We start from the raw sequence: 14,105 nt of genomic DNA on the forward strand, positions 1-14,105 counted from the left end.
TTGACCGCGTCGGCGAGCGCGGCGGCCCGCTCGACGTGCTCGGCGACGAAGTCGTCCCGGGCGGCGTCGGTGAAGCCGCCGGGCGTGCCGCCGGCCGGGTCGCGTCGGAGGTCTCGGGCGCGGCCCAGCGGACCAGCGCGGCGTGCCGCTCGGCCAGCTCCGCCTTGCTCACCCCGGCGTACGCGGCCTCCCGCATCAGCGGCGTCGCGAACGCGTACCCGGTGCGGGTGCGGTGCAGCATGCGGCGTTGCAGCAGCTCCTCCACGGCCCGGTCCAGCGCGACCGCGACCACCGCCGCCGGTCGGCCGTCCCGCCCGGCGCGCTGCTCGCGGAGCGCCTCCAGGGCGCCGGCCGGCACGGTGTCGCCGACCACCGCCGCGTCCCGCAGCACCGAGCGGGCGTCCACCGGCAGCGCGTCGATGCGGGCGGCGAGCACGGCGGCCAGGTCCCGGGAGAGCAGCCGGCTGCCCAGCGAACCGGGGACCAGCCGCCAGCCGCCGTCCGCGCCCGCGGTCAGCGCACCGCGCTCACGCAGCAGGGTGACCAGCTCGGCCAGGTAGAACGGGTTGCCCTGGGCGGTCGCCAGCAGCCGGTCGGCGTCGTTCTGCGGCAGCTTCCCGCCGCCGAGATAGCTGGTCAGCAGCCGGGCCGCGTCGGCGCCGCGCAGCGCGGGCAGCCCGTGCACCTCGGCGTCCGCGACCCGGGTCAGCGCCCCGGCGGTACGCACCAGTTCGGGGCGGCCGAGCAGCAGCACCAGCACCGGGCCGCTGAGCCGGTTGAGGGTCAGCGCGAGCGCCTTGATGGTCTCGGCGGTGGCGTCGTGCAGGTCGTCCACCACGATCACCAGCGGCGCCTCGACGGCGAGCCCGCTGAGCAGCCCGGCGACCGCGTTGGGCACCGCCTCGGCGTCCGGCGGCGGGGCGGCGGCGCTCCACTCGCCGTTCTCGGCGGTGGCGGGGAGTTCGGCGTACCCGAGCAGGGCGAGCAACTGGTCGGTGGCGAGCGGCGGCGGGTCGCCGGGGAGCCGGCCGAGCCGCTGGGCGAGTCGGCGCAGCCGCTCCTCCACCGCCGGCCGGGTGAGCGCGGTGGCCGCGTCGCTGGGCAGGCCGACCGCCGCCCGGACCAGGTCGGCGAGGGGGGCGAGCCGGCGGCGTTCGCCGAAGGCGGCGCAGCGTACGGAGAGCACCCGGGCGCCGGTGTGCGCGGCGTACCGGCCGGCGCCGACGTCGTAGCCGGCGGCGAGGCGTTCCACCTCGGCGGCGAACCGGGACTTGCCGATGCCCGCCTCGGCGGTCATCAGCAGCACTCGGGGGTCACCCCGGTCGATCACCTCGGCGAGCCGGCCGGCGACCCGGCCGATCTCGGTCTCCCGGCCCACGAAGGGCGCCTCGTCGCCGAGGCCGGACCGGGTGCCCGGCGCGTCCAGCAGGCCCAGCAGCTCGTACGCCTCGACCGGCTCGCGCTTGCCCTTGAGCCGCAGCGGGCGCAGCGCCCGCCAGGAGGCGACGTGCCGGGTGGCGGCGGAGGTACGGGCGCCGGCGTAGACCGCGCCCACGGCGGCGGCGTCGGCGAGCCGGGCGGCGGTGTTCACCGTGTCGCCGATGACCGTGTATTCGATCGCGGCCTGGATGCCGGCGATCACGTCGCCGGTGTTCAGGCCGACCCGCAGGCCGAGGGGCGCGCCGCCACCGCGCTCGTCGTCGAGCACCCGGCGGACCGCCCGCTGCATGGACAGGGCGGCCCGGACCGCGCGTTCGGCGTCGTCCTCGTGGGCGACCGGCGCGCCGAAGACCGCCATGATCCCGTCGCCGGTGAGCTTGTCGACGTGCCCGCCGAAGGTCTTCACCGCGCCGGCGAGCGCGGCGAGCACCCGGTCGGTGACCGCGCCGACCCGTTCCGGGTCGAGGTCCTCGGACCAGGAGGTGAAGTCGGAGAGGTCGCCGAAGAGCACGGTGACCACCCGCCGCTCGGCGGCGGGGAGGGTGGCGGCGGCCGGCAGCGCCGCGCCGCAGTTGTGGCAAAACCGGGCGCCGGGTACGGCGACGGTTCCACACACCGGGCAGGTCACGGCTGCTTCAACTCCGCACCCCCGGCGCCGGATTCCCGGGGCTCGACCCCGAGGTACTCCAACTGGGCCCGGACCGACCATTCGGCGGCCCACCAGAGCGACCGGTCCACGTCCGCGTAGACCCGGGCGACCACCTCGGGCGCGGTGGTGGCGCCGTCGGCGACCGCCGACCGGACCTGGTCGAGCCGGGCCCGGCGGTGGGCCAGGTAGAAGTCGGCGGCGGCACCGCAGTCGGCCAGGGCCGGGCCGTGCCCGGGCAGCGCCGGGATCCCGCGGTACGTCGAGAGCAGTTCCAGGCTGGCCAGGTAGTCACCGAGGTGGCCGTCCGGGTGGGCGACCACGGTGGTGCCGCGCCCCAGGATGGTGTCGCCGGTGAGGACCGCCCGCTCGCCGTCGTGCTCGACGAGGAAGCAGACCGAGTCCCCGGTGTGGCCGGGGGTGGGCAGCAGCCGGATCTCCAGGCCGAACCCGCCGACGTTCTCGCCGGGCGTGGTCAGCGGTTCACCGCCGATGGTGTGCGCCGGGTCGGCGGCGCGCACCTGGACGCCGCCGAGCAGTTCGGCCAGGCGCGCCGCGCCGTCGGTGTGGTCCGGGTGCCCGTGGGTGATCAGCACCAGCCCGACCGGGGCGTGCCCGGCGATCCGGGCGAGATGGGCGTCGTCGGCCGGTCCGGGGTCGACCACCACGGCCGGCTCGCCGGGGGCCGCCCGCAGCACCCAGATGTTGGTGCCGTCGAGCGTCATCGGCCCCGGGTTCGGCGCCCGCAGCAGCGTCGCCCAGCCGGGTAACTCGTCGGCCAGCGCCCCCGCCGCCTCGGTCACATGCCCGCCCATGGCAGCGATCGTACGACCCCGCCCGCCGGTCCCCGCGATCTTGCGGTTCCGGCCCCTGATTCGTGCCCGTTCAGGGCTTTCGTCGGGGCACGAACCGCAAGATCGCGGGTACGGAGCGTCAGGCGACCTCGACGATGACCTCGACCTCGACGGGAGCGTCGAGGGGGAGTTCGGCGACGCCGACCGCGGAGCGGGCGTGCCGGCCGGCCTCGCCGAAGACCGCGCCGAACAGGTCGGAGGCGCCGTTGATCACGCCGGGCTGGCCGGTGAAGCCGGGCGCGCTCGCGACGAAGCCGCTCAGCTTGACGATCTTGACGACGTTCTCCAGGCCGACCAGCGAGTCGATCGCGGCCAGGGCGTTCAGCGCGCACCGCTGGGCCAGGTCCTTCGCCTGGTCGGCGGAGACGCCGGCGCCGACCTTACCGGTGGCGAGCAGCTTGCCCTCCGCCATCGGCAGCTGGCCGGAGACGTAGACGTGCTGCCCGGACTGGACGGCCGGCACGTAGCTGGCCACCGGCGGCACCACCTCGGGCAGGCTCAGGCCGAGTTCCGCGAGCTTCGCGTGCGGTCCGTTGCTCACGCCCGTCAGCCCTTCGGACGCTTCAGGTAGGCGACGAGCTGCTCCGGGTTCGGGCCGGGAACCACGGAGACCAGCTCCCAGCCGTCCTCGCCCCAGTTGTCGAGGATCTGCTTGGTCGCGTGGACCAGCAGCGGAACCGTGGCGTATTCCCACTTCTGCATCGGGTGAAGGCTCCCTTGCCTGGCATGGACACTTTCCAGGCACAGACTACGGTCAGGACGGCGGCCTGGGCGCGGGACGCTGCTCGGGCGTCACGGGCAGCTCGCCGCAGGGGCCCTCGTGGTCGTAGCGCTGCGGGCACCGGCTGCGGTCGGGCAGCAGCAGGTCGCAGAAGACCCGGTGCCGGTTGTTCTGGTCGTCGGCGGTGGAGACCGTCGTCTCGCCGGCGTCCAGCTCGCTCAGGAAACCCAGCGAGGTGGCCACGGTGCCGGCCAGCGCGGTGGCCGCCGCCAGGTCGGCGACCCGGACCGGCAGGTGGATGACGTACCCGGGCTCCTCCTCGTCGGGACCCCGCTCGCCGGGGCGGACCAGGGCGCGGATCGCCTCGGCCGGTTCGAGGCAGCGGCGGTACGACCGCTCGTTGATCGGCAGGGCGGGGAGTTCGGCGTCGCCGGACCGGCGAGCCCGGTCACCGGGCGGAAACTGGGCTCGAGGAATGTTCTCCGCGTCGCGCATGCGCTTGCCTCCGGGCGTCGTACCTGGTCTGAATCACCACCGTCCGGCTCGGACATCCGCCCGGTCCGGCCCCCGCACCGCGACGAACGTAGGGCCGATCCTCGGACCCGACAACGGGACGCGCACGCGTGATCACCTGCAGTCACATATGCGACAGATGCGTCGTCGGGGAGGTGATCGAGGTTCACGTCCCACCGGTGGTTGCGGCGCCGCGCGACCGGCGCGATCGCACGCGGGGGCTGGCAACTCGCCCATCGACCGCTACCCTTCCGGTCGGACGGGCGACCCACGCCCGCCCGCCACGCTCGATCACGCGTCCGTCGCCTGGGGCGGCGACGGCGCCGCACCCCGGGGGAAAGACATGACCCAACCGCCCATCGGTGGCGCCACCGGCTCGCTCGACGGCCCGTCCCGCGACGAGCCGTCGGCCGGGCACGCGCCGGCCACCGCACCGGCCCCCGGCACGTTCCCGCCGCCGCCGGCCGCTGGCTACCCGCCGTACCCGAGCCCGGCGGCCCCGAAGAAGCGGCGCGGCCTGCTGATCGCCTCGATCGCGCTGGCCGCGGCCATCCTGCTCTGCGGCGGGGGCGGCACGGCGGCGTTCCTGACCCTGCGGAACACCGAGGACGGCCAGGGCGCGAAGGAGCCGGCGGTCGCCGTGGACGGCTTCCTCACCGCCGTCTACAAGGACCGGGACGCCAGGAAGGCGGCCACCTTCGTCTGCTCCGCCGCCCGCGACGACAAGAAGATCGCCGGCAAGGTCGCGGAGGTACAGAAGTACGCGGCGGAGTACCAGAACCCGCGCTTCCGGTGGACCACCCCGACGGTGGACAACCAGACCGGCGACCGGGCCACCGTCACCACCAAGGTCACCATGACCACCGCTGACGAGAAGGTGGCCGACCAGGAGCTGCGCTTCACCGTGGTGCGGAAAACGGGTTGGTGGGTCTGCGAGGTCGCCTGAGCCCGGCGGCTGGATAGGCTCGACGGGTGCGAGCAGCTGAGCAACGGTCCGAGACCTGGCCGGCCCGCCTTCACGTGGTGACCGGCAAGGGCGGCACGGGCAAGACCAGCGTGGCCGCAGCGCTGGCCCTGGGCCTGGCCGCAGGCGGCCGGCGCACGCTGCTGGTCGAGGTGGAGGGGCGGCAGGGCATCGCCCAGCTCTTCGGCACCGACCCGCTGCCGTACGAGGAGCGGCACCTGGCCGACGCCCCCGGCGGCGGCGAGGTGCGGGCCCTGGCGGTGGACGCCGAGGAGGCCCTGCTCGAGTACCTGGACATGTTCTACAAGCTCGGCGCGGCCGGCCGGGCGCTGCGCAAGCTCGGCGCGATCGACTTCGCCACCACCATCGCGCCGGGCCTGCGGGACGTGCTGCTCACCGGCAAGGTGAAGGAGGCGACCACCCGCACCAACGGCCAGCGCCGGACGTACGACGCGGTGGTGCTGGACGCGCCGCCGACCGGGCGGATCGGCCGGTTCCTCAACGTCACCGCGGAGACCGCCCGGCTGGCGAAGATGGGCCCGATCAAGACCCAGAGCGAGGGGGTCTCGGTGCTGCTGCGCTCCCCGATGACCGCGGTGCACGTGGTGACCCTGCTGGAGGAGATGCCGGTCCAGGAGACGGTGGACGCGATCACCGAGCTGACCCAGCTCGGTTTCCCGGTCGGTCGGGTGATCGTCAACGGCGCCCGGCCGCCGGTGCCGGCGGGGCGGGCGCTGAGCCAGGCCGAGCTGAAGCGGGGGCTGCTCGCCGCGGGCCTGCCCGCCGACCGGGACACCGTGGCCGGGCTGGCCGGGGAGGCCCGGGACCAGCAGGTACGCCGGGAGCTGGAGGACTCGCTCCGCGCCGACCTGGTGGAACTGGGCCTGCCGCTCACCGAGCTGCCGCTGCTGCCCGACGGGGTGGACCGGGCCGGGCTGGAGACGCTGGCCAGGGCTCTCGTCCGGGCGGATTGACTCACACCTGCGGCCGGCACGGAGCAGAGACACCCCCGAGCCCGATACGCTCGATTGGTGCCTTCCGAAGACGCGGCGCCACCGCTGGACGTCGACCAGATCCTCGCCGACCCCGGGGTACGGATCGTCGTCTGCTGCGGGGCGGGCGGAGTGGGCAAGACGACCACGGCGGCCGCGCTGGCGTTGCGCGCCGCCGAGCGGCACGGCCGGCGGACGGTGGTGCTCACCATCGACCCGGCCCGGCGGCTGGCCCAGTCGCTCGGCCTGACCGAGCTGGACAACACCCCCCGCCAGGTCAAGGGCATCGACGTCGAGGCCAGCGGCGGTGAGCTGCACGCCATGATGCTGGACATGAAGCGCACCTTCGACGACGTGGTGCTTCAGCACACCGACCCGGCGAAGGCGGCGGAGATCTTCGCCAACCCCTTCTACCAGGCGATGAGTTCGACCTTCGCCGGCACTCAGGAATACATGGCGATGGAGAAGCTGGGCCAGTTGCACGCCCGGGGCGAGTGGGACCTGATCGTGGTGGACACCCCGCCGTCCCGCTCGGCGCTGGACTTCCTCGACGCCCCGGCCCGGCTCTCCCGCTTCCTGGACGGGCGGATGCTGCGGCTGCTGCTGGCCCCGGCGCGCAGCGGGGGGCGGAGCATGTTCAGCCTGGTGACCGCCAGCTTCGGGATGTTCTCCAAGGTCGTCCAGAAGGTGATCGGCGCGCAGCTGCTCACCGACCTCTCCGGCTTCGTCGCCGGGCTGGATTCGACGTTCGGCGGCTTCCGGCAGCGGGCCGAGCAGACGTACCGGATCCTGCAGGCGCAGGAGACCGCGTTCCTGCTGGTGGCGGCGCCCGAGCCGGACGCGGTCCGGGAGGCCGCCTACTTCGCCGGGCGGCTGCGGGAGGAGCGGATGCCGCTGGCCGGCCTGGTGCTCAACCGGGTCCACCGCCCGACCGCGACGTCGCTGGACGCGACGGAGAGCCTGGCCGCCGCGGAGCGGCTGGCCGAGTTGGGCGGCCACGAGGGCACCGTCGACGTGCTGCGGGCTCACGCCGCGCTGGCCCAGCAGGCGGTACGCGAGCAGCGGGTGGCGGCCCAGTTCACCGAGGCGTTCCCGGCGGTGCCGGCGGTGTCGGTGACGGCGCAGCCCGCCGACGTGCACGACGTCGACGGGCTGCGGACGATCGGCGCGGCGATCAGCCGACCGTGAAACGCCGTCAGTTGGCGGCGGTCACCAGGACCTTGTCCTTGCCGGCCTTCTCCTTGGCGTTCTTCGCCATGGCGGCCTCGAACATCTTGCGCCAGCTCGTCACCTGCGGGTGACGGCGCAGCAGCGCGCGGCGTTCCCGTTCGGTCATGCCGCCCCACACCCCGAACTCGATCCGGTTGTCGAGCGCATCGGCCAGGCACTCGTACCGAACTGGGCAGCTCCGGCAGATCCTCTTCGCCACGTTCTGTTCGGCGCCCTGTACGAACAACGCGTCCGGGTCCCCGTTCTGACATGCCGCCAGCGACGGCCAGTCAGTGATCATGCCCATGTGTACACGTCCCCCCTTGCAGTACCTACCGACTTCGTGCGACCAGCCGTCGAATTCCCCCGGCCGTCCGGCCCGTCCTTCCCCAAGGAGGCACGGACGACGTGTGGCCCTGTCGCCGCCACTCATCATGCTCTGTAGTCGCCTGATTACGCAACGTTGTCGGCGAAATCCATCATTCCGGACACTCCCGGCTTCCCGGGCCCTCGCCCGCCGTCTACCCGGCCCGGGTCGGTGAAAACGCTGCGCCGCTCCCCCGTTCGGAGGAGACTCGTCGCCAGGTTCACGCAACCACCCACCGGGGTTCGTGCGTTTAGCACAACGAGGTCGGCGCGCGCAGGAAATGGGGAAAGAACGCCCCAGCGCCCCTCGTTCCCTACTCGCGTACCCTGTCGAGGTGACCTGGATGCGGAAACGTGACCACAATGTGCTGACCAACGCCGCATCGCTACTCATCTGTGGCCTGTTGGCCGGCGTGGTGGTCGCGGCGGCGGCCTTCCCCGCGGTGGCGATGTCCGGGCTGGCCGCCAAGGCCGGCGCCGAGACCTTCGGCGCGCTGCCCAAGGAACTGACGGTGGCCCGGGCCCCGCAGATCACCTATCTGCTCGCCTCGGACGGCAAGACCCCGCTCGCGACGATGTACGACGAGAACCGCAAGGACGTCAAGCTCAAGGACATCTCGCCCTTGATGCAGAAGGCGATCATCGCGGCCGAGGACCACGACTTCTACAAGCACAACGGCGTCGACCTCAACGGTGTCGCCCGGGCGTTCGTCAACAACAGCTCCGGCGCCAACTCCCGCCAGGGCGCGTCGACGCTGACCATGCAGTACGTCCGGCTGGCCATCGCGTACTCGGCGACGCACCCGGCCGACGTGGTGGCGGCGACCGAGGACACCAGCGCCCGGAAGCTGCGCGAGATGCGCTACGCGCTCCAGATCGACAAGGAGCTCACCAAGGACGAGATCCTGGAGCGCTACCTGAACATCGCCGCCTTCGGCAACGGCGCGTACGGCATCTTCGCCGCCAGTCAGGTCTACTTCGGCAAGCAGCCGAGCAAGCTCGACATCCAGGAGTCGGCCATGCTGGCCGGCATGGTCAAGGCGCCGACCGCGTTCGACCCGACGACCAGGGCCGGTTACCCGGAGGCGGTGGCCCGGCGGGACTACGTCATCCAAAACATGGTCGACATCGGGGCGATCACCCAGGCGGAGGCCGACCAGGCCAAGAAGATCAAGCTGCGGGTGAACGACAAGCGCACCCCGAACGGCTGCGTCGCCACCAACCAGCGCACCTGGGGCTTCTTCTGCGACTACTTCTACCGCTGGTGGATGCAGCAGGGGACGTTCGGCTCGACCTCGTACGACCGGGAGCGCCGGCTGAAGAGCGGCGGCTACACCATCACCACCACGCTCGACGTGCAGGCGCAGAAGGGCGCCGACAAGGCGGTCCGCAACCACCTGAGCGAGAACAGCAAGGCGGCCCGGATGGTGGCGGCGATCGAGCCCGGCACCGGCCGGGTGCGGGCGATCGCGGTCAACCGCAACTTCAAGATCGACGACCCGAAGCACCCGCAGAACAAGATCTCCACCGACCCGAAGAAGGCCGCGAAGAAGATCCGGGGCAACTACCCGAACACGGTCAACCCGCTGGTCACCGGCGGCGGCGGCATCACCGGGTACCAGGCCGGCTCGACCTTCAAGATGTTCGCGATGGTGGCGGCCCTGGAGAAGGGCATCCCGCTCAGCTACACCATCAACGCGGAGCCGTTCTTCAAGTCCGAGTACATCATCGATTCGAAATCATCGGCGGCCTGCAAGGGCACCCACTTCTACTGCCCGAAGAACGCCAGCGCCAGCATGACCGGCGTGCACAACATGTGGAGCGCGTTCGGCAAGTCCGTCAACACCTACTTCATCCCGCTGCAGCAGCAGGTCGGCGCGGAGAACGTGGTGAAGGCCGCCCAGAAGCTCGGCATCACCTTCCGCGCGCCGTCGGACGCCCGGTTCGCCTCGAACAAGGACTACGCGCACCAGTGGGGCGCGTTCAGCCTCGGCGTCTCCCAGACCACCCCGCTGGAGCTGGCCAACGCGTACGCGACGCTGGGGGCGGACGGCAAGTACTGCGAGCCGATCCCGGTCCAGGAGATCCGTGGCCCGGACGGCAACAAGCTGGACATCGCCAACCCGCACTGCGAGCAGCGGATCAGCACCGAGGTGGCCCGGGCCGCCGTGGACGCGGCCCGCTGCCCGGTCGGTGACCGGTCGGCCACCTCCAAGTGCACCGGCGCCACCGCGGGCAACGTCCGCCGCATCGTCGGCGCGCCGGTCGCCGGCAAGTCCGGCACCACCGACTCGGACAAGACCTCCGCGCTGGTGGCGATGACCAAGCAGTACGCGGTGGCCGGCATCATGGCCGACCCGGACTGGCCGCAGACCGACCAGAAGATGGGCCACGACGTCCCGAACGGCATCAACCCGGCGGTGTACGAGACGCTGCGCGACGCGATGAAGAACAAGGAGCCCGTCGACTTCACCCCGCCCAGCGGCAAGATCATCTTGGGTGACCAGCGCTCCATCCCCGACGTCAAGTGCCAGCCGATCGAGACCGCCAAGTCGCGGCTGCGGGGCGCCGGGTTCGACCCAGTCGTCTCCAGCAGCAAGGTCCCGTCGAGCTGCCCGAAGGACACCGCCGCCGGCACCAGCCCGGACGGCCGCACCATCAAGGGCGGCGTGGTGAGCATCGAGGTCAGTGCCGGTGGCGGCGCCACGCCGGCCGATGGCGCCACCCCGCCCGGTGGCCCACCGCCGCCCGCCACCGGCCGCCCCGGGCGACCGCGCGGCTGACCCGTGGCACGGACGGGCGGCACCCCACCAGGGGGTGCCCGCCCGTTTCGCGTACGTGCGGCGGCAGCCGAGTCGGTCAGAGGCCGAGCTGCCGGCGTACCTCGGCGGCGACCCGGCCGCCCTCGGCCTGGCCGGCCACCGCGGTCTGGGCCGCCTTCATGGCCGGGCCCATCTGGGCCTTGCCGGTGAAGCCGCCCGCGGCGAGCGCCCCCGCGACCAGCTCGGCCAGCTCCTCGTCGGAGAGCTGCTTCGGCAGGTAGCGCTCCAGCACCTCACCCTCGGCGGTCTCCTTGGTGGCCTGCTCGGCGCGCCCGGCGTCGGCGAAGGCGGTGGCGGCCTCGCGCCGCTTCTTCGCCTCCTTGGTCAGCACCGCGAGCACCTCGTCGTCGGTGAGCTCGCGCTTGGCCTTGCCGGCGACCTCGGCGTTGCCGACGGCCGCGAGGGCCATCCGCAGCGTGGAGGTGGTCAGCTCGTCGCGCGCCTTGAGTGCGGCGCGCATGTCTACGGTGAGGCGGTCCTTCAGCGTGCTCATGGACGGTCAAACTACCCTGAACGCCATGCGAAAGCGCACACTATTCCGGCTCGCCGCCGGGACCTTCGCCGCGGGCACGGCCACCCTGGCGTACGCGTCGCTCGTCGAACGCAACATGTTCACCCTCCGCCGGTACGACGTGCCGGTGCTCCCGGCCGACGCCGAGCCGCTGCGCGTGCTGCACCTGTCGGACCTGCACATGACGCCCGGCCAGCGGCGCAAGCAGGACTGGGTGGCCTCGCTGGCCGCCCTCGACCCCGACCTGGTCGTGGTGACCGGCGACAACATGGCCCACCCCGACGCCGTTCCCGGCGTGCTGCGGGCCCTGCAACCGCTGCTCGACTTCCCGGGCGCGTTCGTCTTCGGCTCGAACGACTACACCGGGCCGGTCTGGAAGAACCCGTTCACCTACTTCCTGCCCGACCGGGAGTACACCGAGGGCGTGGCGCTGCCGTACGAGGAACTCCGGGACGTCTTCACCGGCGCCGGCTGGGTCGACCTGAACAACGCCCGGACCACGGTGAAGGCCGGTGGCCGGGAGGTCGAACTGGTCGGCGTCGACGATCCGCACATCGAGCGGGACGACTACGCCGCGGTGGCCGGCCCGGTGTCCGCCTCGGCCGAACTCGCCCTCGCCCTGGCCCACTCCCCCGAGCCGGCCGTCCTCGACCAGATGGCCGCGGACGGCTTCGGGCTGCTGCTCGCCGGGCACACCCACGGCGGCCAGGTCTGCGTGCCGGGCTACGGCGCGCTGGTGACCAACTGCGGGCTGCCCCGCTCGATGGCCCGCGGCCTGCACCGCTGGCCCGGCTCGGACTCCTGGCTGCACGTCTCCGCCGGGCTCGGCACGCACCCGACCGCGCCGGTGCGCTTCGCCTGCCCGCCGGAGGCGAGCATCCTCACCCTGATCCCCCGCTGAGCGGGTCCGGGACGCCCCGGACCCGGCGCGGGGGTACCGAGTTTGACCATCGGTCCGGGTGGGCTACTATTTGTCGGCACGCCTCGGGGTGTGGCGCAGCTTGGTAGCGCGCTTCGTTCGGGACGAAGAGGTCGTCGGTTCGAATCCGGCCACCCCGACCAGAGGTAACAGCAGGTCAAGGCCCCTCCGTGGAGGGGCCTTGATTCGTTTCTGGGGATCACTGCTCTCTAGAAGGCACTGAGCAGGCAGCTGCCGGGTGTCGAGGCGTTTGGTGCTGAGTGCCGGGATCAGGTGCAGCCGGACGACGCTCTCGGCGGGCGTCCCAGCCGGCGGCGGAGGCGATGCCGAGATCGAGGCACCCCGCAGGTACGGAGGCAGTACGTTCGTAACCGAGACGATGACGCCCTGACTCAGCCCGGGGAGGCCGCGATGAGCACGACGGACGTCCGGAGCAGCGACGCGAGCGGGACGACGAGCATCAAGAAGGTCGACATGAAGCTCGAGGTGGTCGTCATCCCCGTCTCGGATGTCGACCGCGCGAAGGAGTTCTACGGGCGCCTCGGGTGGCGGCTCGACCAGACGCCGCCGGGTGTGATCCAGTTCACGCCGCACGGCTCCGAGTGCTCGGTCCAGTTCGGACCGAACCTCACGTCGGCCACGCCTGGTTCGGCCAAGGAGTACCTGATCGTGTCCGACATCGAGGCGGCCCGGAACGCGCTGGTCGCCGCCGGTGTCGAGGTGAGCGACATTTTCCACATCGGCCCGGACGGGCCGGTGAGCGGTCTGGATCCCGAGCGTCGCAGCTACTTCTCGCGCGCCTCGTTCAGCGACCCCGACGGCAACAACTGGCTGCTTCAGGAGATCACGACCCGGCTTCCCGGGCGCATCGAGGCTGCTGCGACCTCGTTCGGCTCGGCAAGCGACCTGGCGGGCGCGCTTCGGCGGGCGGCGGCCGCACACGGCGAGCACGAGAAGCGCACCGGCAAGACGGACGCGAACTGGCCCGACTGGTACGCGGAGTACATGGTGAGCGAGCAGAGCGGCGCGGAACCGCCCAAGTGAGCGAGATGTCGCGGCCCACCAGTCGGCTCGACGTCAGGACGGCTCGCCCGCCGCCCGCCGTGACTAGCATCGGCGGCGATGGAGCTGCTGGAGCGGGCCGGCCCACTCGACGCGCTGGACGAGCTGCTGACGGCCAGTGCCGCCGGTGGCCGCATCGCGCTCGTCGCCGGCGAGGCGGGCGCCGGCAAGTCCGCGCTGGTGAGCGCGTTCACGGCGGCGGTCGGAGTTCGGGCCCGAGTGCTCCAGGGCGGCTGCGACCCCCTGCTCACCCCGCGCGCCCTCGGCCCGCTGCACGACATCGGCCGGCAGATCGGCGGCGCGCTGGCCGAGCGGCTCGCCGACAGCCGGACCGGTGGCGGGAGGGAGGGTGAACGCCGGGGGGTGCTCTTCGACGCCCTCCTCGACGAGCTGGCCGGACCTCGGCAACGCCGCCGACCGGTGCTGGTGATCGAGGACGCGCACTGGGCGGACGAGGCCACCCTCGACCTGACCGCCTTCCTCGGCCGTCGGCTGGCCGGCTGCCGCGCCCTGCTGGTGCTCACCTACCGCGACGACGAGGTGGGTCCGGAGCACCCCCTGCACGCGGTGCTCGCCGGGCTGCCCCGCGCGCTGGTGCGCCGGCTGCCGCTGCCGCCGCTCTCCACCGCCGCCGTCGAGGAGCTGGCCCGCCGCGCCGGGCGCTCCCCCGCCGGCCTCTACCAGGCCACCGGGGGCAACCCGCTGCTGGTCACCGAGGTGCTGGCCGCCGCCGAACCGGGTGTCCCGCCGACCGTACGCGACCTGGTGGCCGCCCGGCTCGCCGCGCTCAGCCCGGCCGCGCGGGAGGTGGCCCGGCTGGTGTCGGTGGTGCCGTCCCGGGCCGAGTCGCACCTGCTTGCCGGGGAGCCGGCGGCGGCCGTCGAGGAGTGCCTGGCCGGCGGGCTGCTGGTGCCGGCGGAGGACGGCGTGCGGTTCCGCCACGAACTGCTCCGCCGGGCGGTCCGGACGGCCTCTCCCCGGTACGCCGCTCGGCCCTGCACGCGGCGTGCTGGCCCGGCTCGCCGGCCGGTCCGACGTGGACGTCGCCCGGCTGGTGCACCACGCGCACCACGCCCACGACGCGCC

13 protein-coding genes, 1 tRNA gene and 1 pseudogene are annotated in these 14,105 nt (G+C 73.0%); 8 read left to right on the top strand and 7 right to left on the bottom strand.

What is annotated here, in order from left to right; translation table 11 throughout:
* The 5 genes and pseudogenes from JNW87_RS22930 to JNW87_RS22950 form a co-directional block, all read right to left on the bottom strand.
* A pseudogene (locus JNW87_RS22930) lies at positions 1-2,068 on the bottom strand (adenylate/guanylate cyclase domain-containing protein); the annotation flags it as partial.
* The gene (locus tag JNW87_RS22935; RefSeq protein WP_238454379.1) at positions 2,065-2,901 is read right to left on the bottom strand and encodes an MBL fold metallo-hydrolase; all 837 of its coding nucleotides are present in this window, start codon (positions 2,899-2,901) and stop codon (positions 2,065-2,067) included. The gene JNW87_RS22935 and the pseudogene JNW87_RS22930, both read right to left, overlap by 4 nt.
* 118 nt (positions 2,902-3,019) lie before the next feature.
* On the bottom strand, positions 3,020-3,481 hold the full coding sequence (locus tag JNW87_RS22940) for a RidA family protein (RefSeq protein WP_109802598.1): 462 nt from the start codon (positions 3,479-3,481) through the stop codon (positions 3,020-3,022).
* A gap of 5 nt (positions 3,482-3,486) precedes the next feature.
* Positions 3,487-3,642 carry a DUF4177 domain-containing protein gene (locus tag JNW87_RS22945; RefSeq protein ID WP_013289021.1) on the bottom strand — a complete coding sequence of 52 codons (156 nt, stop codon included), beginning with the start codon at positions 3,640-3,642 and terminating at the stop codon, positions 3,487-3,489.
* A 52-nt stretch (positions 3,643-3,694) separates the two neighbouring features.
* Complete coding sequence (locus JNW87_RS22950) at positions 3,695-4,156, bottom strand: hypothetical protein (RefSeq protein ID WP_109802597.1); 462 nt, start codon at positions 4,154-4,156, stop codon at positions 3,695-3,697.
* 361 nt (positions 4,157-4,517) lie between these two features.
* On the opposite strand from JNW87_RS22950, the gene JNW87_RS22955 reads away from it, so the two are divergent.
* The 3 genes from JNW87_RS22955 to JNW87_RS22965 are packed head-to-tail and all read left to right on the top strand — an operon-like array spanning position 4,518 to position 7,318.
* Complete coding sequence (locus JNW87_RS22955) at positions 4,518-5,120, top strand: hypothetical protein (RefSeq protein ID WP_238454380.1); 603 nt, start codon at positions 4,518-4,520, stop codon at positions 5,118-5,120.
* A 26-nt stretch (positions 5,121-5,146) separates the two neighbouring features.
* On the top strand, positions 5,147-6,112 hold the full coding sequence (locus JNW87_RS22960) for an ArsA-related P-loop ATPase (RefSeq protein ID WP_109802595.1): 966 nt from the start codon (positions 5,147-5,149) through the stop codon (positions 6,110-6,112).
* Positions 6,113-6,169: 57 nt separating this feature from the next.
* Positions 6,170-7,318 (top strand): ArsA-related P-loop ATPase, encoded by a 1,149-nt coding sequence (locus JNW87_RS22965; RefSeq protein ID WP_109802594.1) that lies wholly within the window; start codon positions 6,170-6,172, stop codon positions 7,316-7,318.
* Between the two features lie 7 nt (positions 7,319-7,325).
* Here the strand turns inward: JNW87_RS22965 and JNW87_RS22970 are convergent, their stop codons facing one another.
* Positions 7,326-7,646 (bottom strand): WhiB family transcriptional regulator, encoded by a 321-nt coding sequence (locus JNW87_RS22970; protein ID WP_109802593.1) that lies wholly within the window; start codon positions 7,644-7,646, stop codon positions 7,326-7,328.
* A 403-nt stretch (positions 7,647-8,049) separates the two neighbouring features.
* Between JNW87_RS22970 and JNW87_RS22975 the strand changes: the two genes are divergently transcribed.
* Positions 8,050-10,488 (top strand): transglycosylase domain-containing protein, encoded by a 2,439-nt coding sequence (locus tag JNW87_RS22975; RefSeq protein WP_109802592.1) that lies wholly within the window; start codon positions 8,050-8,052, stop codon positions 10,486-10,488.
* A 76-nt stretch (positions 10,489-10,564) separates the two neighbouring features.
* On the opposite strand, the gene JNW87_RS22980 is transcribed toward JNW87_RS22975, so the two are convergent.
* Positions 10,565-11,020 (bottom strand): GatB/YqeY domain-containing protein, encoded by a 456-nt coding sequence (locus JNW87_RS22980; protein WP_109802591.1) that lies wholly within the window; start codon positions 11,018-11,020, stop codon positions 10,565-10,567.
* A gap of 25 nt (positions 11,021-11,045) precedes the next feature.
* On the opposite strand from JNW87_RS22980, the gene JNW87_RS22985 reads away from it, so the two are divergent.
* The 4 genes from JNW87_RS22985 to JNW87_RS23000 form a co-directional block, all read left to right on the top strand.
* On the top strand, positions 11,046-11,939 hold the full coding sequence (locus JNW87_RS22985) for a metallophosphoesterase (RefSeq protein ID WP_238454381.1): 894 nt from the start codon (positions 11,046-11,048) through the stop codon (positions 11,937-11,939).
* A gap of 84 nt (positions 11,940-12,023) precedes the next feature.
* Positions 12,024-12,100, top strand: a tRNA-Pro gene (locus JNW87_RS22990).
* Between the two features lie 331 nt (positions 12,101-12,431).
* Positions 12,432-13,001, top strand: coding sequence for a VOC family protein (locus tag JNW87_RS22995; RefSeq protein WP_201749714.1), 570 nt, complete (start codon positions 12,432-12,434; stop codon positions 12,999-13,001).
* Positions 13,002-13,079: 78 nt separating this feature from the next.
* A partial coding sequence (locus tag JNW87_RS23000; protein WP_238454382.1) for an AAA family ATPase occupies positions 13,080-14,105 on the top strand: 1,026 nt, incomplete at its 3' end.

The organism is Micromonospora sp. ATA51 (genome assembly GCF_016802855.1).
Taxonomy (GTDB): Bacteria; Actinomycetota; Actinomycetes; order Mycobacteriales; family Micromonosporaceae; genus Micromonospora; species Micromonospora sicca.

What these genes read in the sequence shown, in the direction of transcription:
- JNW87_RS22935 (WP_238454379.1), bottom strand. Translation starts at nt 2,901, where the DNA reads ATGGGCGGGCATGTGACCGAGGCGGCGGGGGCGCTGGCCGACGAGTTA.
- JNW87_RS22945 (WP_013289021.1), bottom strand. Translation starts at nt 3,642, where the DNA reads ATGCAGAAGTGGGAATACGCCACGGTTCCGCTGCTGGTCCACGCGACC.
- JNW87_RS22950 (WP_109802597.1), bottom strand. Translation starts at nt 4,156, where the DNA reads ATGCGCGACGCGGAGAACATTCCTCGAGCCCAGTTTCCGCCCGGTGAC.
- JNW87_RS22955 (WP_238454380.1), top strand. Translation starts at nt 4,518, where the DNA reads ATGACCCAACCGCCCATCGGTGGCGCCACCGGCTCGCTCGACGGCCCG.
- JNW87_RS22970 (WP_109802593.1), bottom strand. Translation starts at nt 7,646, where the DNA reads ATGGGCATGATCACTGACTGGCCGTCGCTGGCGGCATGTCAGAACGGG.
- JNW87_RS22975 (WP_109802592.1), top strand. Translation starts at nt 8,050, where the DNA reads ATGCGGAAACGTGACCACAATGTGCTGACCAACGCCGCATCGCTACTC.
- JNW87_RS22980 (WP_109802591.1), bottom strand. Translation starts at nt 11,020, where the DNA reads ATGAGCACGCTGAAGGACCGCCTCACCGTAGACATGCGCGCCGCACTC.
- JNW87_RS22985 (WP_238454381.1), top strand. Translation starts at nt 11,046, where the DNA reads ATGCGAAAGCGCACACTATTCCGGCTCGCCGCCGGGACCTTCGCCGCG.
- JNW87_RS22995 (WP_201749714.1), top strand. Translation starts at nt 12,432, where the DNA reads ATGAAGCTCGAGGTGGTCGTCATCCCCGTCTCGGATGTCGACCGCGCG.